At 60.7% G+C, this 24,398-nt stretch carries 19 protein-coding genes; 1 reads left to right on the top strand and 18 read right to left on the bottom strand.

Annotated features, from left to right (window positions below; all coding sequences use genetic code 11):
* Window positions 1–20 precede the first annotated feature (20 nt).
* From F8N96_RS05165 to hutC, 18 genes are all read right to left on the bottom strand, one after another.
* Entirely contained in the window at window positions 21–755 is a 735-nt protein-coding gene (locus F8N96_RS05165) for an amino acid ABC transporter ATP-binding protein (RefSeq protein WP_150796903.1), read from the bottom strand.
* Window positions 748–1,707: an amino acid ABC transporter permease gene (locus F8N96_RS05160; RefSeq protein WP_150796902.1), complete on the bottom strand. Its 960-nt coding sequence runs from the start codon at window positions 1,705–1,707 to the stop codon at window positions 748–750. The genes F8N96_RS05165 and F8N96_RS05160 overlap by 8 nt, the downstream gene beginning before the upstream one ends.
* 163 nt (window positions 1,708–1,870) lie before the next feature.
* Complete coding sequence (locus F8N96_RS05155) at window positions 1,871–2,668, bottom strand: transporter substrate-binding domain-containing protein (RefSeq protein ID WP_150796901.1); 798 nt, start codon at window positions 2,666–2,668, stop codon at window positions 1,871–1,873.
* A gap of 328 nt (window positions 2,669–2,996) precedes the next feature.
* Entirely contained in the window at window positions 2,997–5,567 is a 2,571-nt protein-coding gene (mdoH, locus tag F8N96_RS05150) for a glucans biosynthesis glucosyltransferase MdoH (protein ID WP_150796900.1), read from the bottom strand.
* The gene (locus tag F8N96_RS05145; protein ID WP_150796899.1) at window positions 5,560–7,380 is read right to left on the bottom strand and encodes a glucan biosynthesis protein; all 1,821 of its coding nucleotides are present in this window, start codon (window positions 7,378–7,380) and stop codon (window positions 5,560–5,562) included. Before F8N96_RS05145 ends, mdoH begins: the two co-directional genes overlap by 8 nt.
* A 321-nt stretch (window positions 7,381–7,701) precedes the next feature.
* Window positions 7,702–8,139 (bottom strand): D-aminoacyl-tRNA deacylase, encoded by a 438-nt coding sequence (dtd, locus tag F8N96_RS05140; RefSeq protein ID WP_064675477.1) that lies wholly within the window; start codon window positions 8,137–8,139, stop codon window positions 7,702–7,704.
* Window positions 8,136–9,107, bottom strand: coding sequence for a prolyl aminopeptidase (pip, locus tag F8N96_RS05135; protein WP_150796898.1), 972 nt, complete (start codon window positions 9,105–9,107; stop codon window positions 8,136–8,138). The genes dtd and pip overlap by 4 nt, the downstream gene beginning before the upstream one ends.
* Window positions 9,108–9,362: 255 nt before the next feature.
* A complete protein-coding gene (gene hutG / locus F8N96_RS05130) occupies window positions 9,363–10,178 on the bottom strand; it encodes an N-formylglutamate deformylase (RefSeq protein WP_150796897.1) in 816 nt (271 codons plus the stop codon).
* Window positions 10,171–11,394 (bottom strand): imidazolonepropionase, encoded by a 1,224-nt coding sequence (gene hutI / locus F8N96_RS05125; protein ID WP_150796896.1) that lies wholly within the window; start codon window positions 11,392–11,394, stop codon window positions 10,171–10,173. The genes hutG and hutI overlap by 8 nt, the downstream gene beginning before the upstream one ends.
* Window positions 11,395–11,526: 132 nt before the next feature.
* The gene (gene hutH / locus F8N96_RS05120) at window positions 11,527–13,059 is read right to left on the bottom strand and encodes a histidine ammonia-lyase (protein ID WP_150796895.1); all 1,533 of its coding nucleotides are present in this window, start codon (window positions 13,057–13,059) and stop codon (window positions 11,527–11,529) included.
* Between the two features lie 117 nt (window positions 13,060–13,176).
* The gene (gene hutH, locus F8N96_RS05115) at window positions 13,177–14,700 is read right to left on the bottom strand and encodes a histidine ammonia-lyase (protein WP_150796894.1); all 1,524 of its coding nucleotides are present in this window, start codon (window positions 14,698–14,700) and stop codon (window positions 13,177–13,179) included.
* Window positions 14,701–14,855: 155 nt separating this feature from the next.
* Window positions 14,856–15,686, bottom strand: a complete 831-nt coding sequence (locus tag F8N96_RS05110) for a quaternary amine ABC transporter ATP-binding protein (RefSeq protein WP_150796893.1) — start codon at window positions 15,684–15,686, stop codon at window positions 14,856–14,858.
* Window positions 15,683–16,534: an ABC transporter permease gene (locus F8N96_RS05105; RefSeq protein ID WP_150763363.1), complete on the bottom strand. Its 852-nt coding sequence runs from the start codon at window positions 16,532–16,534 to the stop codon at window positions 15,683–15,685. The genes F8N96_RS05110 and F8N96_RS05105 overlap by 4 nt, the downstream gene beginning before the upstream one ends.
* 70 nt (window positions 16,535–16,604) lie before the next feature.
* Entirely contained in the window at window positions 16,605–17,573 is a 969-nt protein-coding gene (locus F8N96_RS05100; RefSeq protein WP_150796892.1) for an ABC transporter substrate-binding protein, read from the bottom strand.
* Window positions 17,574–17,641: 68 nt separating this feature from the next.
* Window positions 17,642–19,114 (bottom strand): purine-cytosine permease family protein, encoded by a 1,473-nt coding sequence (locus F8N96_RS05095; protein ID WP_150796891.1) that lies wholly within the window; start codon window positions 19,112–19,114, stop codon window positions 17,642–17,644.
* A gap of 141 nt (window positions 19,115–19,255) precedes the next feature.
* Complete coding sequence (gene hutU, locus F8N96_RS05090; RefSeq protein WP_150796890.1) at window positions 19,256–20,938, bottom strand: urocanate hydratase; 1,683 nt, start codon at window positions 20,936–20,938, stop codon at window positions 19,256–19,258.
* Between the two features lie 522 nt (window positions 20,939–21,460).
* Entirely contained in the window at window positions 21,461–22,030 is a 570-nt protein-coding gene (locus F8N96_RS05080) for a HutD family protein (RefSeq protein ID WP_150796888.1), read from the bottom strand.
* 9 nt (window positions 22,031–22,039) lie between these two features.
* On the bottom strand, window positions 22,040–22,708 hold the full coding sequence (hutC, locus tag F8N96_RS05075; RefSeq protein WP_263596451.1) for a histidine utilization repressor: 669 nt from the start codon (window positions 22,706–22,708) through the stop codon (window positions 22,040–22,042).
* A 200-nt stretch (window positions 22,709–22,908) separates the two neighbouring features.
* On the opposite strand from hutC, the gene F8N96_RS05070 reads away from it, so the two are divergent.
* Window positions 22,909–24,273: a formimidoylglutamate deiminase gene (locus tag F8N96_RS05070; protein ID WP_150796886.1), complete on the top strand. Its 1,365-nt coding sequence runs from the start codon at window positions 22,909–22,911 to the stop codon at window positions 24,271–24,273.
* Window positions 24,274–24,398 lie beyond the last annotated feature (125 nt).

The following is a 24,398-nucleotide window of genomic DNA, read 5'->3' as shown; positions in this document are numbered from 1 at the left end:
AAAGGTGTGGTGACTGTTTTTTACAGCACCTGCCTTAAAAACGCCTGCGCCCGCGGATCCTTCGGCGCATCGAAGAATTCCGCTGGCGAGGCATCTTCCAGCAGTTTCCCGTGATCGAAGAACAACACCCGATCCGCCACTTCCCGCGCAAAGCCCATTTCGTGGGTGACACAGACCATGGTCATGCCTTCCAGCGCCAATGTTTTCATCACGTCGAGCACTTCGCCGACCATTTCCGGGTCGAGCGCCGAGGTCGGTTCATCGAACAGCATGACCTTCGGTTCCATGGCCAACGCCCGGGCGATCGCCACCCGCTGCTGCTGACCACCGGACAGGCGCGACGGAAACTCGTTGGCCTTCTGCGCGATACCCACCTTTTCCAGCAACGCCAGAGCCTTGGCCTCACGCTCCTTCTTGCCGCGCTTGCGCACGACTTTCTGTGCCAGGCAGAGGTTTTCCAGCACGGTCATGTGCGGGAACAGGTTGAAGTGCTGGAACACCATGCCGACTTCGCGGCGGTAGGCGTTGACGTCGGTTTTCGGGTCGGCCAGTTGCAGGCCGTCGATGCTGACCCAACCCGAGTCGAATTCTTCCAGGCCATTGAGGCAGCGCAGGAAGGTCGACTTACCGGAACCGGACGGGCCGATCACCACCAGCACTTCACCCTTGGCCACTTGCGTAGTGACGTTATCCACCGCGCGAACCACTTGGCCGCGGGTGTCGAAGACTTTTACCAGATCGCGGACTTCAATCACTTTGCGCGAGCCTCCGCTCAAGCCGGCTGGCCATTTTCGACAGCGGCAGGTTGATCAACAGGTATAGCCCGGCCACGCAGAACAGGATTTCGAACGGCGAAAACGAGGTGGTGATGACTTCGCGACCGCTTTTGAGCAGTTCGGTAATCGCGATCACCGACACCAGGGAGGTGTCCTTGACCAGACTGATGAATTGCCCCGCCAGCGGTGGCAATACGCGCTTGAAGGCTTGCGGCAGCACCACATGACGCATCGACTGACCGGCGCTCAGGCCCAGGGAGCGTGCCGCTTCGTTCTGGCCACGGGCGATCGACTGCACGCCGGAACGGATGATCTCCGCCACGTAGGCGCCGGTGAATAACGACAGTGCGGCGATCCCGGCGAATTCCCGGGACAGGTTCATCACGGTGCCGATGAAGAAGTAGAAAATGAAGATCTGCACCAGCAGCGGGGTGCCGCGCACCAGCTCGACGTAAAGGGTCGAGAGGTCGCGCAGGGTCGGGTTGTTCGACAGACGGCACAGGCCGGTGGCGAGGCCGATCAGGAGACCGAGCACGCCGGACACCACGGACAACCACAAGGTGGTCCACAGGCCCCACATCAGTGGTCCTGCGGCCCAATGGCGGGTGACACCAATGACATCGCCTTCAGCCACATCATCGCCCCGGGCGACTTGCAGGCTGTTGTCGTCGACGATCAGGCGTTGCTCGTCGCCGGCATCGTTGCGCAGGGTGACTTCAGCCTTGTCGCCCTTGCGCACAAGCTCGCTGACAGTGGAAATGTCGGCGGCGCGCTGGGATTCTTCGGCGTGGTAGGCGAAGTATTGCGGTACGCGGTTCCAGCGCCATTCGTAGGACATCAGCGAGGTGGCGTAGTACAAGGCGCCGGCCAGGCCGATCAGCACCAGCACGGTTAGAACGTGCCAGGGCCATTGGGCTTTTTTATGTTTCATTGGATTTGCAGGTTCCGAATTCTGTGTCGCTGGGGAGGCCGCCTTCGCGGGCAAGCCTCGCTCCTACAGGTTTTGTGTCGTTCCACATACGGATGGCAAATGTGAATCCTGTAGGAGCGAGGCTTGCCCGCGAATGGCGCGACTCGGTCTATCTGACCGAGCCTTACTCCATGTCCTTCAGCCAAGCGGTGTCTTTGAACCACTTGTCATGAATGCGATCGTAGGTGCCGTCTTCATGGATCTGGTGCAGGAAGTTGTTGATGAAGTTGATGCTGTCGTAGTCACCCTTCTTCAGGCCGAAAGCCAGCGGCTCGTAGGTGAACGGCTTGTCGAGGAACACCAGCTTGCCGTTGCCGACCTTGTTGACCGCGACAACGTTGTAGGGCGCGTCGTAGATGAAGGCGTCGGCCTTGCCGTTGACCACGTCAAGCACGGCTTCCTGCTCGTTGTCATACCCGTGGTATTGGGCTTTGGAGATCAGCTTGCGGGCGACCATCTCGCCGGTGGTGCCGAGCTTGGAGGTGATGCGGTATTCGGCGGTGTTCAGGTCTTTGTACGACTTGATGGTGCCTTCCAGCTCCTTGCGGATCAGCAGGGTCTGGCCGACCACGATGAAGGGGTCGCTGAAGTTCAGGCGCAGGTTGCGCTCCTGGGTCAGGGTCATGCCGCTGCCGATCATGTCGAACTTGTCGGTGAGCAACGCCGGGATGATGCCGTCGTAGCCGGTGGACACCAGCTCCAGCTTGACGCCCATGGCTTTGGTCATGGCTTTGAGAAGGTCGACTTCGAAGCCGATGATCTCACCGCGTTTGTTGGACATTTCGAACGGCATGTAGGTCGGGTCCATGCCGACTTTCAGCGTGCCGCGCTTGACCGCGTCGTCGATGGCACCGGCCTGCGCCGCGCCGACTGCAACCAGTGCCGTGACGCCGACCAGCAGCATCGAGAGATACTTTTTCATCATCAAGTCCCCAAAACCATTGCGTTATGAGGCGCGCAAACCGGGATTTCCTTCGGGAAACCGGCAAATAAGGACAGAACGTTGTCCGAGCGCACCAATTCGGGGACGGATGCTATCGCACTCGGGCGTTTGCACAAGGGTTTACACAGGATTTGTTGCTCTAACGCCGATCGTTCCCATGCTCTGCGTGGGAATGCAGCAAGTGACGCTCTGCGTCCCAAGAGCGGACGCGGAGCGTCCGTTGAGGCATTCCCACGCAGAGCGTGGGAACGATCAACGCGCCATGCCTGGCGCACCAAAAAAAACCCCGCTTCCGCGGGGTTTTTCATTATGCCAACTGAGGTTGCACGCTCAGCGGCTTGAGCGGCAGCAATGGCGCATGGGGATCGGCTTTCACCGATTGACGCCAGGCTTGCAGCCATTGCGGGTGACTTTCGTCCCAGATCTGCTCGTGCAAGCGGCCCAAGGCCACCGGGTCACTCAGCAACTCCACACGCTCTTTGTTGGTCAGCCCCTCTGGTCCGACTTTCATTGCATGGCGAACCCGTTCGATCCGCAACCATTCGATCGGCTCGGCCTGACGGTGGCGTGAAGTCGCCAGCGAGCACGCCAAGGCGTTCTGCTGTGGATCGACCACTGCCCGGACAAAGCCGTCGTTCAGCGCATGCCATCGGTTCTCGTGGGTGTACTGGTCGGTTGCCAGCAACGCCTGTGGCGGATTGTATTCCTCAGGGATCAGGAACAGGCTTTCGTCACGGGACTTGAGGCCCAGGCCGACACGACTGGAGATCACCGACACCGGGATCGACAGCATCAACGAACCGACGATCGGCACCAGCCACCAGAGGAAGCTCGGGTTCAGCCAGATCACCAACAGCGCCCAGAAGAAGCCCAGCAAGGTTTGCGGACCATGGCGTTTGACGGCCTCGCTCCAGGGTGTGGAGTCATCGTCACGTTGCGGCGAGTTCCAGGTCGCGGCCCAGCCCAGGAAAGCGGCGAGTACGAAACGGGTGTGGAAGATCATCCGCACCGGCGCCAGCAGCATGGAGAACAACATCTCCAGCAGCATCGACAACGTCACCTTGAACTTGCCACCGAACTCTTTCGCGCCCTTGGCCCAGATCAGGATGATGCTCAGCAACTTCGGCAGGAACAGCAGCACGATGGTCGTCGAAAACAGCGCAATCGCCTTGTCCGGGTGCCATTGAGGCCACAGCGGATAGAGCTGGCGTGGCTCCAGGAAGTACTGCGGTTCCATCAACGTGTTGACCGCCAGCAGCGCTGTCGACAATACAAGGAAGAAGAACCACAACGGTGCCGACAGGTATGACATCACGCCGGTCAGGAACACCGCCCGGTGCACCGGGTGCATGCCCTTGACCAGGAACAGGCGGAAGTTCATCAGGTTGCCGTGGCACCAGCGACGGTCACGCTTGAGCTCGTCCAGCAGGTTCGGCGGCAGTTCTTCGTAGCTGCCCGGCAGGTCATAAGCGATCCACACACCCCAGCCGGCACGGCGCATCAGCGCGGCTTCGACGAAGTCATGAGACAGAATCGCACCGGCGAACGCGCCTTTACCGGGCAATGGCGCCAGGGCGCAGTGCTCGATGAAGGGCTTCATGCGGATGATCGCGTTGTGGCCCCAGTAATGGGATTCGCCCAACTGCCAGAAGTGCAGGCCGGCGGTGAACAATGGACCGTATACACGGGTCGCGAACTGCTGCATGCGCGCATACAGCGTATCCATACCCGACGCACGCGGCGCGGTCTGGATGATCCCGGCGTCCGGCGTGGCTTCCATCAAGCGCACCAGACTGGTCAGGCATTCGCCGCTCATCACCGAGTCGGCATCGAGCACGACCATATATTTGTAGTCACCGCCCCAACGACGGCAGAAGTCGTCGAGGTTGCCGCTTTTGCGTTTCACGCGGCGGCGACGGCGGCGGTAGAAGATCTTGCCGAAGCCTTTGGCTTCGCGGCAGACGTCCAGCCAGGCTTGTTGCTCGGCCACGCAGATGTCGGCCTCGTTACTGTCGCTGAGTACGAAGAAGTCGAAGCGATCTAGGCTACCCGTGGCGGCGACCGACTCGAACGTCGCCCGCAAACCGGCGAACACCCGCGGCACGTCCTCGTTGCAGATCGGCATCACCAGTGCGGTGCGCGCGTCCTTGGGGATCGGCTCGTTACCGGCGCTCTTACCGGAGATCCGGTATTTGTCATGGCCGGTGAGCAACTCGAGGAAGCCCATCAATGCGGTCCAGAAACCGGCCGACACCCAGCAGAACAGAATCCCGAACAGTATCAGGATGCTGGTTTGCAACGCATACGGCAGCACTTGCGTGACCGTTTGCAGGAACGGCTGGTGCAAGACTTCATCGAGGTCGACGAACGACCAGCCCTGGTACGGCATGATGCCTTTCATGTACCAGCCGGCGACGATGGTCTGACCGAGCATCAGTACCAACAGAATGTAGCGCCGGATCGAACCGACAGTGCGCCAGCGAGCCGCCGGCAGCACGTTTTCGTCTTTCGGCGGCTTCGGCGGGTTGGTGCGGCCGGTCAGGCGACGCCAGCCACGCACCAGAATGTTGGTGCGCCACGGCTCCGGCACGACTTTGGTCCGACGAATCGGCGGGGTCGCCCGCAGGCAGACCCGGCCGCTGGCGTCGAGCACCAGCATTTCGGCGTCCGCCAGTTCTTCGGCGGTGTTCAGGGTCAGGCGACGACCCACCGAGGCTTGCGCAGCCTCGGTCGGTGCGTCGAACGTCGAAGACGACAGGCGTTCGTGCAATTCGCTGAAGGACTGGCAGCCCGCGAGCTCCGCGCGCTGCTCATCAGTCATCGGTAGGTGCGCCAGATACTCCGCAAGCGTCTCTGGCTGTACTTGAGAATTACTCATCGGCAGGCAACTGGTAGCTCCAGGTCTCGGTCAGGACTTCTTCAGTCGGCGCCGATTCCGGTGTGGCTGGGGCCGCGTCGGCAGCTGCAGGCTGCTGGGCGTCTTTGTTGTCCTTATCCTTGGAATCCGCGACAGGCTTGGCTTCGGCCTGTTTGGCTTCAGCTTGCTTGGCGTCCTTGGCTTCCTTGTCCAGCTTCTCCTGCTGCCTGGCGGCGACCTTGTCGGCCTTGGCAACGGAAGAGTTGGAGGCGGGTACGGCCTTGGCCAGGTCGGCGGTCACGATGTTCTTGACCAGCGCGGCACGCATTTCCGTGGCCTTGCTCGGGTCCTTGATCTTCATGCGCAGGGTCAGGCGCCAGCCCTTGGTTTCAGGGTTGTAGCGCACGCTGTTCTCGACCAGCTCGGCATTCTCGCCAACGCTGACCTGACTGCGAACTTCCGTATCTGCCGGCAATGCCATCAGGGACGGGCCTTCGAAGTCAACCAGGTAGGCAACGCTGCCATCGGGCTGACGAATCAGGTTGGACTGTTTCACATCACCGGTGGAACGCAGGGTCTGTTGTACCCAGGCGCTGTCCGGCGCGTGAAGCGCGGCTTCGTCGATGGTCCAGTGCATGCGGTAGGCGACGTCGAGCGGCTGGCCAGGTTCAGGCAGCTTTTCCGGGCTCCAGAACGCTACGATGTTGTCGTTGGTTTCGTCGGCGGTCGGAATTTCGACCAGGTCCACAGAACCCTTGCCCCAATCGCCTTTCGGTTCGATCCAGGCACTCGGGCGCTTGTCGTAACGGTCGTCGAGGTCTTCATAGTGGCTGAAGTCACGGCCGCGTTGCAGCAGACCGAAACCGCGCGGGTTCTCGATGGAGAAGTTGCTGACAGCCAGGTGTTTCGGGTTGTTCAACGGGCGCCAGATCCACTCGCCGTTGCCGGCATGGATCGACAGGCCGCTGGAGTCATGCAGCTCGCGACGGTAGTTCAGCACTTTCGACGGCTGGTTGGCGCCGAACAGGAACATGCTGGTCAAAGGCGCAACGCCAAGCTTGGTGACCTTGTCACGCAGGAACATTCTGGCCTTGACGTCGACCACGGTATCGCTGCCCGGACGCAGGGTCAGGCGATACGCACCGGTGGCGCGCGGCGAATCCAGCAGGGCGAAGATCACCAGGTGCTTGTCACCCGGTCTTGGCTGCTGAATCCAGAATTCGGTGAAACGCGGGAATTCTTCGCCGGACGGCAACGCGGTATCGATGGCCATGCCGCGAGCGGACAAGCCATAGGTGTGCCCCTTGCCGACCACGCGGAAGTAGCTCGCGCCAAGCATGGTCATGATTTCGTCTTGCTTGTCGGCCTTGTTGATCGGGTATAGCACACGAAAACCGGCGTAACCCAGTTGCTCGGTGGCTTTAGGATCGAACTTTACGTCGCCAAAATCAAACCGCTCAGGGTCGTATTTGATCTCTTCGACGGTGTTAGCCGTGATTTCGTTGATTTTCACCGGAGTATCGAAATGCATGCCCTGGTGATAGAACGACAGCTTGAACGGTGTTTTCTGATCGGCCCACTCGGCTTTTTCGGTGCGGAAACGAATTTTCTGATAGTCCGCGAATTTCATCTCGCGGAATTCGTTCGGCAGGTTACTGCGCGGGGCTTCGTACTTTTGCCCGGCCAGCTCTTTTGCCTTGACCGATACATCATCCAGATTGAATGCCCAAAGCTGGCCGGCGCTGAACAGGCAGAGCAGTGCAGAGCCCGCAACCAGAGCGCTTCGTAACCGTTTGGCAGACAATTTTGGTGCATTACAGGGACTAACAATCACGAGCAACCCTCGCCGAAAACAGATCAAAAAACCAACGGCCAGTTAAAGTGCCAGCACGGTGTGCGGTGTAAAAAACCGACCCTGCGAAACACTCTTGCCAAGTTGGCGAGCATTGTTCCGACTCCTCTGGGGCTAAATGATTCCCCAACAGGTCCCGGACAAGTCTCTACCTAAGTCAAAATGGGCCAACGAACGCTGATCCCCGTAACGCGCGATTATCTAGTATGCCGCGTTACAACACATCAGGGGCAACCCAGTATTTCTCGCGAAAATCCCTTGTTTTCAGCCGAAAAGCGCTTAAAAGATATGTTTCAAGCGCTTTCAGGTCTGTAACAGGAAGGTGACCGGGCCATCGTTGACCAGGTGCACCTGCATATCCGCGCCGAATCTACCTGATGCCACAGTGCCATGCACCTGTTTCGCCTTGTCTAAAAGATAGCCGAAAAGCTCCTCTCCCAAGGCCGGGGGCGCCGCGGTCGAAAAACCCGGACGCAGCCCGCTTCGGGTATCGGCGGCCAGGGTGAACTGAGAGACCAGCAGCAACCCGCCGTCGACATCTGCCAGGGACAGATTCATCTTGCCCTCGGCATCGCTGAACACTCGATAGTTAAGCAGCTTATGCAGAAGTTTGTCGGCACTGGCTCGAGTATCCTCTGGCTCGACGGCCACCAGCACCAGCAAACCCTGGTCCACTGCACCAACCACCTCCCCCGCTACCTCGACACGCGCGCCTCGCACGCGTTGCAGCAGAGCCTTCATGCTTCTTCAGGCGCCAGATCGAGCAGGCGCCGGGCCATCAGATCGGCGGCACGCACCAGGGCATCGGTAATGCCGGGCTCGGAAGCGGCATGGCCAGCATCACGGATGACCTGCAATTCACTGTTCGGCCAGTTCTGATGCAGTTCCCAGGCGTTATCCAGCGGGCAGATCACGTCGTAGCGACCGTGGACTATCACCCCGGGCAGATGAGCGATCTTGCCCATGTCGCGGATCAGCTGGTCCGGCTCGAGGAACGCATTGTTAGTGAAATAATGACATTCGATACGGGCGATAGACAACGCCCGCTGTGGCTCGGAAAAACGGTCGACCACCAGCGGGTTCGGACGCAGGGTCGCCGTCCGGCCTTCCCACATGGACCAGGCCTTGGCCGCGTGCATCTGGGCGATCTGGTCGTTGCCGACCAGGCGCTTGTGGAAAGCCGTGAGCAGATCGTCGCGCTCATCCAGCGGGATCGGCGCGATGTAGTCTTGCCAGTAGTCGGGAAACAGTCGGCTGGCACCCGCCTGGTAGAACCACTCGATTTCCTGCGGACGGCAGAGAAAAATCCCGCGCAGAATCAGGCCGTGTACACGCTCGGGGTGGGTTTGCGCGTAAGCCAGCGCCAGGGTCGAACCCCAGGAGCCGCCGAACAATACCCACTTGTCGATCCCAAGGTGCTTGCGGATGCGCTCGAGGTCGGCGACCAGGTCCCAGGTCGTGTTGTTTTCCAGGCTGGCGTGGGGGGTGGAGCGACCACAACCGCGCTGGTCGAAAGTCACAATGCGATACAGGTTCGGATCGAAATACCGGCGGCTTTGGGCATCACACCCGGCGCCTGGGCCGCCGTGAATGAACACTACCGGCAATCCTTCCGGTGAACCGCTTTCGTCGACATACAGCGTGTGAGTTGCATCGACGGCCAGATCGTGCCGGGCGTGGGGTTTGATCTGCGGGTACAAAGTCTGCATTGCGCGCTCCGTAAGGGGTCGAGGTCATCCCTGGGGGGACTTCTATTATTCTGCCGTCCGGCATCATAAACCCGAATTACGTCAATGAGCATTCACTTGTAGGAGCCGGCTTGCTGGCGAAGGCGGTGGGTCAGCCGATATTAATGCTGGATGTGATGGCCTCTTCGCTGGCAAGCCAGCTCCTACAGGGGATTGTGTCGACTGCGCGATTGTAGGAACCGACTTGCGCTTGCTCAGTGAGGCTCAAGACGGTATCTACAGGGGGCGCGCCGAGCCATAGTGCTTTTCACCCCATGCCAACAACCCTTGCAACAATTCCCTGAGCACTACCTGGGTCGGCGCTGCCAGGTCCTGGCGATAGCGGAACGGTTCGAACTCTTCCATGTAGGTGCATTGGCCCAGCTCCAATTGCACCGCATGTATGTTCTCGGCCGGATTGCCGTAGTGCCGGGTGATGTGGCCGCCCTTGAAGCGACCGTTCAGCACATGGCTGTAATCGCCGTGACGCGCGCAAATCGCCTCCAGCTCGGTGGCCAACTGCGGATCGCAACTGGCGCCGTTGAAGGTGCCAAGGTTGAAGTCCGGCAGTTTGCCGTCGAACAGATGCGGGATGATCGAGCGGATCGAGTGCGCATCGAACAGCAGCGCATAGCCGAATTCGGCTTTCAATCGCGCCAACTCGTTCTGCAAGGTGCTGTGATACGGCGTCCAGATCTGCTCAAGATAAGTCGCCCGTTCCGCCGCCGACGGCGCCATGCCCTCACGGAACAATGGAATGCCGTCGAACAGCGTCGCCGGGTACAGGCCGGTGGTCGCGCCGGCATACAAAGGCTTGTCATCGGATGGCCGATTCAGGTCGATGACAAACCGCGAGTACTCGGCCGCCAGGGTGCTGGCACCCAGCTCTGCGGCAAATTCGTAAAGCCTTGGGATGTGCCAGTCGGTGTCCGGCAGGCTTTTCGCGTCGGGGATCAACCCGGCTTCGACCGCCGGGGTCAGGCGCAGACCGGCGTGGGGCATGCTGATGAGCAGCGGTACGCGGCCTTGTTTGAAGTTCAGAACCTTATCCACGACTGTTCTCCTGAATGCGTGTTTCGACGCCGTGACGCACGACGCGTTTTTCCAGGTCGCCGCCCAGCCAGTACGCCAAGTCGGCGGGACGATCGATTTGCCAGGCGACGAAGTCCGCGACCTTGCCGGCTTCCAGCGAACCGTGTGTTTGGGCCATGCCCAACGCGGTGGCGGCATGAATCGTCGCGCCCGCCAGGGCTTCTTCCGGGGTCATGCGAAAACAAGTGCACGCCATGTTCAGCATCAAGCGCAACGACAACGCCGGCGAAGTGCCGGGGTTGAGGTCGCTGGCGATGGCGATTTTCACCCCGTGCTTGCGCAGGGCGTCCATCGGCGGCAATTGGGTTTCCCGCAGGAAGTAGAACGCGCCAGGCAGCAATACTGCGACGGTGCCGGACTCGGCCATGGCGATGGCGTCGTCTTCGGTCATGAATTCCAGGTGATCGGCGGACAGTGCATGGTAACGCGCTGCCAGGCTCGAACCGTGCAGGGACGACAGTTGCTCGGCATGCAGCTTCACCGGCAGGCCCAGTGCCTGTGCGGTGATGAACACACGCTCGACCTGCGCCGGCGAGAACGCCAGGTATTCGCAGAACGCATCCACTGCATCCACCAGCCCTTCGGCGGCCAGGGCCGGAAGCATTTCAGCGCAGATGTGATCGATGTAGTCGTCGGCGCGATCCTTGTACTCCGGTGGCAAGGCGTGGGCGGCCAGGCAAGTGCTGCGCACGCTGACCGGCAGTTCGGCGCCGAGGCGGCGGATCACTCGCAGGATCTTGCGTTCGCTGGCCAGGTCCAGGCCGTAGCCGGACTTCATCTCGACGGTGGTCACGCCGTCGCGGATCAGGCTTTTCAGACGTTTGGCGGCACTGGCGAACAGTTCGTCCTCGGTCGCCGTGCGAGTGGCACGTACGGTGCTGGCGATACCGCCGCCAGCCGCCGCGATTTCCGAGTAGCTGACGCCTTGCAGCCGCTGTTCGAATTCACCGCTGCGGTTACCGCCGAACACCGTATGGGTGTGGCAGTCGATCAGGCCCGGCGTCACCCAGGCCCCATTCAAGTCGTTGACGGCCGGGTATTCACCCGGCGGCAGTTCAGCGCGTGGGCCGATCCACTCAATGTGCGCACCGGACGTCACGATGGCCGCATCCTCGATGATCGAGTAGACGCCTTGCGCCATGGTTGCGACGTGGCAGTGTTGCCAGAGAGTTTTCATCCCGAGTTCCTCGTCTTTGATCGTTCCCACGCTCCGCGTGGGAATGCCTCTAGGGACGCTCTGCGTCCAGTGACGCGGAGCGTCACGGGCTGCATTCCCACGCAAAGCGTGGGAACGATCGGTGGGTGGGGGTTAGAGGCTCGGCAGCAACTTCACCGACACCAGTTCATTCAGGCAGCGCGTGGCCAGCAATTGGGTCGCCGCATTGATGTCCGGCGCAAAGAACCGGTCTTTCTCATAAAACGGCACTTCTTTACGCAAAATCGCCCGGGCCTTTTCCAGCTTCGCCGAAGTCTTCAGACCTTCACGCAAATCCAGCCCCTGGCACGCCGCCAACCATTCCACGGCGAGCACCCCGCGAGTATTTTCCGCCATTTCCCACAGACGCTTGCCCGCCGCCGGGGCCATGGACACATGGTCTTCCTGGTTCGCCGACGTCGGCAGGCTGTCCACCGAATGCGGATGGGACAGCGCCTTATTCTCGCTGGCCAATGCCGCCGCCGTCACCTGGGCGATCATGAAACCGGAGTTCACCCCGCCATTGGCCACCAGGAACGGCGGCAGTTGCGACATGTGCTTGTCCATCATCAGCGAGATACGGCGCTCGCTCAGGGAGCCGATTTCAGCGATGGCCAGGGCCATGTTGTCGGCAGCCATGGCCACCGGCTCGGCGTGGAAGTTACCGCCGGAGATCACGTCGCCTTCAGCGGCGAACACCAGCGGGTTGTCGGAGACCGCGTTCGCCTCGACGGCCAGCACTTCGGCAGCCTGACGGAACTGGGTCAGGCAGGCGCCCATGACTTGCGGCTGGCAGCGCAGGGAATACGGGTCCTGAACCTTGTCGCAGTTCTGGTGCGAATCGGAGACTTCACTGCGCTCGCCCAACAGATCACGGTAAGCGGCAGCAGCGTCGATCTGGCCTTTCTGGCCGCGAGCGGCGTGGATGCGCGCATCGAACGGCGAGCGCGAGCCCAATACCGCTTCAACGGTCAGGGCACCCAGCGCCACGGCACCGGCGAACAGGTCTTCACCTTCAAACAGACCACGCAACGCGTAAGCGGTAGACACCTGAGTACCGTTGAGCAACGCCAGACCTTCCTTGGCAGCCAGTGTCAGCGGCTTGAGACCGGCGACCTGCAGTGCTTCGCGCGCTTCCAGCCATTCACCCTTGTAGCGCGCCTTGCCTTCGCCCAGCAGCACCAGCGACATGTGGGCCAAAGGCGCCAGGTCACCGGAGGCACCGACCGAACCTTTCAACGGGATGTGCGGGTAGACCTCGGCGTTGATCAGCGCGATCAAGGCGTCGATCACTACGCGGCGAATGCCGGAAAAACCACGGCTCAGGCTGTTGACCTTGAGCACCATGACCAGGCGCACCAGGGCGTCGCTGATCGGCTCGCCGACACCGGCGGCGTGGGACAGCACCAGCGAGCGCTGGAGGTTTTCCAGGTCTTCGCTGGCGATGCGGGTCGAGGCCAGCAGGCCGAAACCGGTGTTGATCCCGTAGGCAGTGCGGTTCTCGGCGAGGATCTGCTCCACGCACGCGACACTGGCCTCGATCTGCGCCGAGGCGCTGTTGTCGAGGGTCAGTTTCACCGGCTGCTGATAGACATCACGCAGTTGGGCAAGACTCAGTTGGCCGGGAATCAAATTAAGCGCAGTCATTTTTTGCTCCTTTTGAGAGTGTTATTAACTACCAGACGCTCCGGAGATATCCGTTGTCCGTCGCTTCCCGCCTTTCTGAGGGGGCTGGCGCCTTGGCACGCTGGTTTTGTAGGGAAATCAGTTCAAGTTCGGCAAAGCTTTTTGCAGCAAGACCGGGTCTTTCAAAACGCCCGCGGCGGCGGCGATATCCGGCGCCAGCCAGCGGTCCTGGTCGTAGGCCGGAACCCGTTCGCGCAGCAGACGCCATGCGGCATCGGTGCCGGCGCCAAAGCGTTGTTCTTTCAAGAACTCAAAGGCCTGGGCCGCCAGCAAGTACTCGATGGCAAGAATCTGCGTGCAGTTTTCCAAGGCGCGGTGCAGCTTCAGCGCCGCGTTGGTGCCCATGCTCAGGTGATCTTCCTGCAGGCCCGAGGTGACGTAGTTGTCGAGCACCGCCGGTTGCGCCAGCTGGCGGTTTTCCGCGCACAGCGAGGCAGCGACGTACTGGACGATCATCATCCCGGAGTTCACCCCCGGGTTGGCCACCAGAAACGCCGGCAAACCGCTGACGTGCGGGTTGATCAAGCGGTCCAGGCGCCGCTCGGCGATGGAGCCGATTTCTGCCATGGCGATGGCCAGCAGATCCGCAGCCATTGCCACGGACTGACCGTGCGGGTTGGCTTGGGACACGATGCGGAAATTGTCCGGCGTGCCCAGCAACATCGGGTTGTCAGTGACAGCGTTGAGTTCGGTTTCGATCTGTTGAATCCCGTGCGCCAGCTGATCCCGTGCAGCGCCGTGGACTTGCGGGATCGAACGGATGCTCAACGCATCCTGCGTGCGAATGCCCTTGCTGCTGGCGATCACTTCACTGCCATCAAGCAAGGCGCGCAGGTTGATCCCGACCCGTTGCATGCCCGGATGCGGTTTAAGCGCGATGATTTCGGCATCGAACGCTGCGATCTGACCGCGCTGGGCTTCGAAGCTCATCGCTCCGATCACGTCGGCCCACTGCATCAGGCGCGTGGCATCGGCAATCGCCAGGCAGCTGAGGCCGGTCATGCACGGCGTGCCGTTGACCAGGCACAAACCGTCCTTGGCGCCGAGCTGAACCGGTTGCAGACCTTCTTCGGCCAGTGCCTGCTGCGCGCCAATGATCTGCCCGCGATAGCTCACATTGCCGACACCCAGCAGCGCAATACCAATGTGGGCCATGTGGGTCAGGTAACCGACCGAGCCCTGGGACGGCACTTGCGGGGTGATGCCGCGGTTAAGCAGCGCCAGCAGAGCCTCGACCACACGACGGTGAATACCGGACTTGCCATGGGAGTAATTGCGGATCGCGGCGCACATGATCGCGCGAGTCTGTTCGTCGGCCAACGGAGCGCCAACGCCACAGGCGTGACTGAGCAAGGTATTGCGCGACAACTGGCTGAGTTGCTCGTCTTTGAGCGAGACGTTGCACAACGCCCCCAGACCGGTGTTGACGCCATAGGCGCGTTCGCCGCTGGCGACGATGCGCTGGACGATGGCCTGGGCATTGTCGATCCGCGCCCAGGTCTGGGGCGACAGCTCCAACTGTGCGCCATGGCGGGCTACGGCAACCACATCCTGCCAACGCAACGGGGCGTCGGCGATAACGATTTTTTCAGCCTGGGACATCATTGACCTCTTGAACGTGATCGTTCCCACGCTCTGCGTGGGAATGCTGCCTGGGACGCTCCGCGTCCCGTTGTCAGCGCAAGGCCCAAGCCCTGCGCATTGTGTGACGCGGAGCGTCACGGGATGCATTCCCACGCAGAGCGTGGGAACGATCATCAAACCACCGCCGCCCGCCGCTGCACGAACCGGTCGACATACTCATCCGCCGGCGAATGCAGGATCTCTCTCGGCGTCCCCACCTGAATCAGGCGGCCGTCCTTGAGGATCGCAATACGGTTGCCGATCCGCACGGCCTCGTCGAGGTCGTGGGTAATGAAGACGATGGTCTTGTGCAACGTCTTTTGCAGTTCCAGCAACTGGTCCTGCATCTCGGCGCGGATCAGCGGGTCGAGGGCGCTGAACGCTTCGTCCATCAGGATGATGTCGGTGTCCGCCGCCAGTGCGCGGGCCAGGCCCACACGCTGACGCATGCCGCCGGAAAGCTGATGCGGGTATTTGTGTTCGTAGCCCTTGAGGCCCACGGTATTGATCCAGTGCAACGCGCGCTCGGTGCACATCTGCTTGCTTTCGCCACGCACTTTCAGGCCGTAGGCGACGTTATCCAGCACGCTCTTGTGCGGCAACAGGCCGAAACTCTGGAATACCATGCTGATCTTGCGTCGGCGAAATTCGCGCAGGGCTTCCATGTCGTATTGCAGGATGTCCACACCGTCCACCAGGATCGCGCCGCTGGTCGGGTCGATCAAGCGGTTGAAGTGACGCACCAGGGTGGATTTGCCGGAACCCGACAGGCCCATGATCACGAAGATCTCGCCGCTGCCGATGCTCAGGGACAAATCGTTCACGCCGACCACGCAGCCGGTTTCGGCCAGCACCTGATCCTTGGTCTTGCCCTGGCCAACCATGGCCAACGCTTCCTTGGCACGGTTGCCGAAAATCTTGAAGACGTTTTTGACTTCGATCTTGCTCACGGTTGCGTTGTTCATTTGCTCACCTCATGCCGTGGCCGACCATACGCCTGAGTAATGCGGTCGATGACCACTGCCAGAATCACGATCGCCAGACCGGCTTCAAGGCCTCGTCCGACGTTGAGGGTCTGAATCCCCACCAACACGTCTTCGCCCAGGCCACGGGCACCGATCATCGAGGCAATCACTACCATCGACAGGGCCATCATGGTGGTCTGGTTGATCCCGGCCATGATGCTCGGCAGGGCCAGCGGCAGTTGCACGCCAAACAGTTGCTGCCAGCGGTTGGCACCGAAGGCGTTGATCGCTTCCATCACTTCACCGTCGACCTGGCGAATGCCCAGATCGGTCAGGCGGATCAGCGGTGGCGCAGCGTAGATAACGGTCGCGAAAATCGCCGGGACCTTGCCCAGGCCGAACAGCATCAGCACCGGGATCAGGTACACGAAACTCGGCATGGTCTGCATGATGTCCAGCAGCGGCATCAGCACCGAACGCAGGCGATTGCTGCGCGCCGAGAGAATGCCCAGCGGAATGCCGATCAGCACCGAGATGACCGTCGCCACCATCATCAGCGCCAGAGTTTGCATCAGCTTGTCCCAGAGGCCGACCGCCCCCACCAGGAACAGCAGGCCGACGATGACGGAAGTGGTCACGACTTTGCGGGTAGCGTGCCAGGCAACGCCCGCCACGATCGCCAGCATCAGCCACCAGGGCGCCGCACGCAGCAGCCCTTCAAGATTGACGATGGCCCACAACAGCGTGTCGGAAATGCTACGGAACACATCGCCGTAGTTGGTGACCAGCGAATCGACCCAACCGTTGACCCAGTCGGCGATGGAAAAGGTAAAGTTTTCGGGAAACATAAGAGACTCTCAATCAAGGGGTTGCGATCAAGCATTCGACTGCCGCTGACGGCAGTCGGTGAAGCTCGACCTACAAGGCCGCGTCGATTTTCTTGGCTGCGTCTTCGCTCACCCATGCGTGCCAGACTTCAGGATGTTCCTTGAGGAAGATTTTCGCCAGTTTTGGTGACTCGATCCGCTCCTTGGCCATGCGCCCCAGGTTCTGGTTCAGCAGGTCGATCGGCAGGTTGATCTTTTCCAGCACGGCCACCAGTTCCGGGGCTTGCTCGTGGAAGGTCTTGGACAGGCCGACCTTGATGGTCACGCTCTTGTCCACGCCCGGTTTTTCTTCAAGCTTGACCAGGTCGACCTGGCCCATCAGCGGGGTTGGCGACCAGTAGTAGAACAGGATCGGCTCGCCACGCTTGTAGCTCGACAGCACCGCTGCATCCAGCGCCGGGCCGGTGCCTGGGCGGAAGTTGGTGTAGGTACTTTCCAGGCCGTAGCTTTTGAGCATTTCGCTGTTGTCCAGCTCACAGGTCCAGCCGGCCGGGCAGTTATAGAAACGGCCCTTGGATGGCTCTTCCTGGTCCTTGAACACGGTGGCGTATTTGCCCAGGTCGGCGATGGCCTTAAGGTCCGGGGCTTTTGGCTCCAGCTTGCGCTTGGCGTCGCCTTCGATCACGTAACGCGGCACATACCAGCCTTCGATCGCGCCCACGACCGGAGCGCCGACACCGACCACCTTGCCGGCCTTCTCGGCCTTGTTCCAGACTTCGCTGCGACCGACCCATTCTTCGGCAAACACTTGAATGTCGTTGCTGCTCAGGGCGTTTTCCATGGTGATGGAGTTGCCTGGCAGGCTGTCCGTCTTGCAGTCGTAGCCCTTCTCCAACACGATTTGCATCACGTCGGTCAGCAGCATGCCGCTTTCCCAGTTCAGGCCGGCGAATTTCACCGGTTTGCCCGACTCGCACCAACCGGCTGCCTGAGTGGCGCCGGCACTGGCGAGCAGGCCCAGGGAAAGCAATGTGGTCAGCAGGGTCTTGTTCGATTTCATTGTGTGACGCTCCTAATCATGAATTGGCTTACGGCAGTCAAGAGGCATCCAGCCCTGTCCACGTCCAATCAGGCCTGCGCAGCAGCGCGACCGGCCCCGCTTGTTTTTTGTTCTGCAACGCTGCCCTGCTCGACCGGCAGAATCAGGTGATCGGGCACCGAGCCGTGCCATCGTTTCGCACACAGGTAATACAGGACTGCGGGAATCACCAGACCGATGATCCAGGAAATATCCACACCACCCAGGGCGTCTACCAGCGGACCGGTATAGAACTTGGTGGCGATGAACGGCAACTGCACCAGTACACCGAAGACATAGACGCTGATCCCGAGGGCGTTCCAACGACCATAGCGACCGTTCGGATCGGCCAGCGCCGGCACGTCATAGCGTTCGCGGGTGATGCAGTAGTAGTCCACCAGGTTGATCGCGCTCCATGGCGTGAAGAACGCCAGCAGGAACAGGATGAACGACTTGAACGCACCGAGGAACGAGTGCTGACCGAGCAACGCCATCAGGGTCGCAGCACCGACGATGACCAGCACGAAGACCAGACGCTGCAAGCGCGTGACCTTCAGCTCACCACGGAAACCGCTGATGATGGTCGCAATGCACATGAAGCTGCCGTAGGAGTTCAGCGTGGAAATGGTGACCTTGCCGAACGCGATGCTGAAGTACAGCAGCGCAGCGGTGGCACCGGTACCACCCAGGCCCACGATATAGGCGACTTCGTGGCCGGCGAATTGGCCGTTGGCCGACGCGGCAGCGAACACGCCAAGGACCATCGCCACCTGGGCGCCAATGACCGAACCTGCGCCTGCAGCGAAAAAGGTTTTCACCGAGGAAACCTTGCTCGGCAGGTAGCGTGAATAGTCAGCCACATAAGGGCCAAAGGCGATCTGCCAGGATGCCGCGAGCGACACCGCGAGCAGGAAGCTGCTCCAGCTGAAATGACGGATTTGCAGAAGTGCACCAACGTCAACCTGACTGATCAGACGGCTGAACAGATAAACAAAGGCAATCACGCCGATGACACTGGCTACACGGCCTATCCAATGGATAACCCGATAACCGAGCACGGTGACCAGCACGATGACACTGGCGAAAACGAGGATACCGACGGTGTCACTGACGCCAAACAACTGGCCCAGCGCCTGGCCGGAAAGCACGGTGCCCGTTGCGGTGAAGCCGAGGTACATCAGACAGACCAGCACGATCGGGATGGCCGCGCCATACACGCCGAACTGCACCCGGCTGGAGATCATCTGCGGCAGGCCGAGCTTGGGCCCTTGCGCGGCATGCAGCGCCATTACGCCACCGCCGAGCAGTTGACCGATCAACAGACCGATCAACGACCAGAACACGTCACCGCCCAGCACCACGGCCAGGGCCCCGGTGACAATCGCGGTGATTTGCAGGTTGGCACCCATCCACAGGGTGAACTGACTCAACAGACGACCGTGTCTTTCCGCTTCCGGGATGTAGTCGATCGAACGTTTCTCGATCAACGGTTTACTGCCTGCACGATCGCTGTTAACAGCCATGATTCAACCTCTGTGGATTGTTATTCGGTGTTGGTGATCCCTGTAGGAGCGAGGCTTGCCCGCGAACCGCGGTGTGTCAGAAAAGACGCCTTCGCGGGCAAGCCTCGCTCCTACAGGTTTTGCATCAGGCCAAGGCCTGATTTATTTACCGGTAATCATCGGCAGGTTCAGCCCCTGTTCCTTGGCGCAATCGATCGCGATCTGATAACCCGCATCGGCGTGACGCATGACACCGGTCGCCGGGTCGTTGTGCAGCACGCGAGCGATACGCTCGGCCGCTTCGTCAGTACCGTCGCAGACAATCACCATGCCCGAATGCTGGGAGAAGCCCATGCCGACGCCGCCGCCGTGGTGCAGGGAGACCCAGGTCGCGCCGCTCGCAGTGTTGAGCAGAGCGTTGAGCAGTGGCCAGTCGGACACGGCATCGGAACCGTCCTGCATGGATTCGGTTTCGCGGTTCGGGCTGGCGACCGAGCCGGAGTCCAGGTGGTCACGACCGATCACGATTGGCGCGGACAATTCACCGCTGCGCACCATTTCGTTGAACGCCAGGCCCAACTTGGCACGCAGACCCAGGCCAACCCAGCAGATACGAGCCGGCAGACCCTGGAAGCTGATGCGCTCGCGGGCCATGTCCAGCCAGTTGTGCAGGTGGGCGTCGTCCGGGATCAGTTCCTTGACCTTGGCGTCGGTCTTGTAGATGTCTTCAGCGTTGCCCGACAGTGCAGCCCAACGGAACGGGCCGATGCCACGGCAGAACAGCGGACGGATGTAAGCCGGTACGAAGCCTGGGAAGTCGAATGCGTTTTCCACGCCTTCTTCCTGGGCCATCTGACGGATGTTGTTGCCGTAGTCGAAGGTTGGAATGCCCATCTTCTGGAATTCCAACATGGCTTTGACGTGCACGGCCATGGACTGCTTGGCGGCTTTGACCACGGCAGCAGGCTCGGTCTTGGCACGGGCGCGATATTCTTCCCAGGTCCAGCCGGCCGGCAGGTAACCGTTGAGCGGGTCGTGGGCGCTGGTCTGGTCGGTGACCATGTCCGGACGCACGCCGCGCTTGACCAGTTCCGGTAGGATTTCAGCCGCGTTACCGAGCAGGGCGATGGAAATCGCCTTGCCTTCCTTGGTGTATTTGGCGATGCGGGCCAGCGCGTCGTCGAGGTCGGTGGCTTGCTCGTCGACATAACGGCTGTTCAGGCGGAAATCGATGCTGACCTGCTGGCACTCGATGTTCAGCGAGCACGCACCGGCCAGGGTGGCGGCCAGAGGCTGGGCGCCGCCCATGCCGCCGAGGCCTGCGGTCAGGACCCAACGACCTTTGAGGTCATCGTTGTAGTGTTGGCGACCGGCTTCGACGAAGGTTTCGTAGGTGCCTTGAACGATGCCCTGGCTGCCGATGTAGATCCAGCTGCCGGCGGTCATCTGGCCGTACATGGCCAGGCCCTTGGCGTCCAGTTCGTTGAAGTGCTCCCAGCTCGCCCAGTGTGGCACCAGGTTGGAGTTGGCGATCAGTACGCGAGGGGCGTTGCTGTGGGTCTTGAACACGCCGACCGGCTTGCCGGATTGCACCAGCAGGGTCTCGTCGTCGTTCAGATTGGTCAGGCTTTCGACGATCTTGTCGTAGCATTCCCAGTTACGTGCCGCACGACCGATACCACCGTAAACCACCAATTCCTTAGGGTTTTCGGCCACTTCCGGGTCGAGGTTGTTCATCAACATCCGCAGCGGCGCTTCAGTCAGCCAGCTCTTGGCGGTCAGCTTGTTACCGCGGGCAGCGCGGATTTCAACGTCACGAAACTTTGTAGTTTTATTCTCAGTCACGAAAAAGACTCCTCAGCGATCAATCCAAACCAACCCTGGCGGTGGGTAAAGCCAGCCTGTGCGCGTCAACGCGCCACAAGCGAATCAGTGGACGTTGCGGGGAGTCTCGATCGACTCATACGCATACGTCTTTACTTGTACATACAAGCATATGCAATCAAGCGGCCAACTTGTTGGATGAGGATTCAAGAAAAGTTTTGAAAGGGCTGAAAGGGGCCTGGATCAAGGGCTCTGACGAAGATGAAATTTTTCGGGGGAGTTTTTTGCTGGAGGGTAAAGGCTGTTACTTGAGCATGGTTTTGCGCCACGTTGGGGCGTTCGGTAACAAGTTGGTGCGCTGTGAGAAACGGATTTGGGGAAGGGAAACGACATCGCGGGCAAACACGTCCCTTTGTAGGAGCGAGCTTGCTCGCGAAGGTCGTGAACGATAACGCGTAAAACCAGATGCCCCGTGGTGCGCTCAGGTTCTTCGCGAGCAAGCTCGCTCCTACAAAGGAACGTGCTTGCCCGCGAAGGGGTGGTTCAGTGTGCAGTCAGTTCGATGACACAGCACTGGCCATTACTGGAGACTTCGATCAAGCCGTTGTTACCGTCGAACTGCAGGCAATCATGGCGACCCAACTGTGCGACGCTGTCACCCACCTTCACTTCCAGCACGTCGGTAACACTGAACACCAGCACAGTCCTGGCCGAACTGAAAAACCGCTGCTCGCCCGCCAGCCACTGCAACCGCGCGCTGTAACGCTGCGGTGCATAAATCAGGTTGAAATCGCGGATCGGGCCGCCGAGCAGTGCGCAGGACACCTGACTCTCGCCACTGAACGCAAACGGGTCCAGCGGTAATAATGGCCGAGTGTCCTGGCCGTCAACGCACAAGGTCATGCCTTCGCCCTGCAGCACGGTGATCACACGTTCATACCCGGCGAACGTCGAGAAGCCGCCCGATTCGCCAATATCGGCAATCGAAAGACGCCAACCGAAGCCATCCAGACCGGCGCCTGCATCACGGGTAATTTCTTCAGTGCTGCCGCCGCCGTTTTTCCATGGCATGCGCGGGTAATCGGCCGCGCGCAAGACTTTCAACTGACTCATCTTTGCCCCTTACTTATGAAAGCGCCCTTCCAGACGATGGCGCGAACCCGGGTGGATCAAACGGGCGGCCGTCACTGGCTGACGGCCGGACCAGGTGCGGCGACGAATCAGCAGGCACGGCTCGCCTTTTTCAATCTGCAGCAATTTGCATTCGGACGGCTCGGCCAGAATCGCCTCGACCACGTGCTCGCCTTCGGTCAGCGGCGCGACCTGATTCAGATACGCGTAAGGCGTTTGCAGGGTGAAATCCTGCCTGAGGTAGTCCGGCGCCACCAGTGCGTTGACGAAACGGTCTTCGATTTGCACCGGGATATCGTTTTCGAAATGCACGATCAACGAGTGGAACACCTTCTGTCCTTCACGCATGTCCAGCGCCAGGGCCCGCTCGGAACCGGCGGCCTCTTCTTCAAGGATGATCACCTTGCAGGCGTGGCGATGGCCACGAGAGGCGATCTCGTCGGCGATGTTGTGCACTTCAAACAGCGCGGACTGGCTTTTCGGCTCGGCGACAAAGGTACCGACGCCTTGCATGCGCACCAGCAAACCGTCGGCGGTCATCTCGCGCAGGGCGCGATTGATGGTCATGCGGCTGAAACCCAGCTGATTGACCAGCTCGCTTTCCGACGGAACGCGGTAGTGCGGCGGCCAGTTTCCACTGTCGATTTGCTGGGTGATCATTTGCTTGACGCGGGCGTACAAGGGCGCCGGACTGTCGCCCAGATTGGCGCTCAGATTGGCATTTGGCGGCAATGTGGCTGGCGGAGTCGGCACGGTTGATCCTTGTTCATCTGATAGAGATTGCTAGCTTGCCGGAGTTTACCGGGCAGGCAAACGTCTGTATATGTATATACAAATAACACACGATGGGGTGCTGAACCATGTCCGCCTTCTTTGCCGATCGCGCGCTGCTGCCTAGTGGATGGGCCAACAATGTACGTCTTGAGGTCGATGCCGAGGGTATCCTGACCCATATCCAGGCCGATTCTCATGCAGATGGCGCCGAACGGCTAAGCGGTCCGCTGCTGCCCGGGATGCCCAACCTGCACTCCCACGCCTTCCAGCGGGCCATGGCCGGGCTGGCGGAAGTGGCGGGCAATCCGAACGACAGTTTCTGGACCTGGCGCGATCTGATGTATCGCCTCGTCGGAAAAATCAGCCCCGATCAACTCGGCGTCATCGCGCGTCAGCTGTACATCGAAATGCTCAAGGCCGGTTACACCTCGGTTGCGGAATTTCATTACGTGCATCACGACAGCAATGGCCAGCCTTACGCAGACCCGGCCGAACTGGCCCTGCGCATCAGTCAGGCTGCCAGTTCCGTCGGCATCGGCCTGACGCTGTTGCCGGTGCTGTACAGCCATTCCGGTTTCGGCGGCCAGGCCCCGAACGATGGCCAGCGGCGCTTTATCAACAGCACCGAAAACTATCTCAAGCTGCAGTCGCGCTTGCAGCCGATCCTGGCGCAACAGCCGGCACAGTCGCTGGGTCTGTGTTTCCACTCGTTGCGTGCTGTCACACCGCAGCAAATCCGCGAAGTTCTGGCAGCCAGCGACCAGCAATGCCCGGTACACATTCATATCGCCGAACAGCAGAAGGAAGTCGATGACTGCCTGGGCTGGAGTGGCCGTCGTCCGCTGCAATGGCTGTACGAAAATACCGACGTCGATCAACGCTGGTGCCTGGTCCACGCCACCCACGCCAACCCGGAAGAAGTCACGCTGATGGCCAGGAGTCGCGCCATTGCCGGCCTGTGCCTGACCACCGAAGCCAACCTTGGCGACGGGATTTTCCCGGCGGTGGATTTCCTGGCCCAGGGCGGGCGCATGGGCATCGGCTCCGACAGCCATGTGTCCCTCAGCGTGGTGGAAGAATTGCGTTGGCTGGAGTACGGCCAGCGACTGCGAGATCAGCGGCGCAACCGGTTGTATGGCGCGGATCAGCCAATGGTTGGCCGCACACTGTACGACGCGGCGCTGGATGGCGGGGCTCAGGCGCTGGGGCAGCCGATCGGCGCACTGGAAGTTGGCAAGCGGGCCGATTGGCTGGTGCTGGATGGCAATGACCCCTACCTGGCAACGGCCAGCGGTGACGGGATTTTGAACCGGTGGTTGTTTGCCGGTGGCGATCGCCAGGTGCGCGATGTGCTGGTCAATGGCCAGTGGGTTGTGCGTGACGGGCGTCATGCCGACGAAGAAGAGAGCAATCGCGCGTTTACCCGGGTCCTGCGCGATCTGTTGGGCTAATCCTTTACCGATCGTTCCCGCGCTCAGCGTGGGAACGCAGCCCGGGACGCTCCGCGTCCCAACAGCGGACGCAGAGCGTCCATTGAGGCATTCCCACGCAGAGCGTGGGAACGATCAGTACAGGG

This window comes from Pseudomonas fluorescens, from assembly GCF_902497855.1.
GTDB classification, from domain to species: Bacteria; Pseudomonadota; Gammaproteobacteria; order Pseudomonadales; family Pseudomonadaceae; genus Aquipseudomonas; species Aquipseudomonas fluorescens_BI.
Note: the sequence above shows the minus strand (reverse complement) of the source record. Positions and strands in the feature narration are given on the sequence as shown.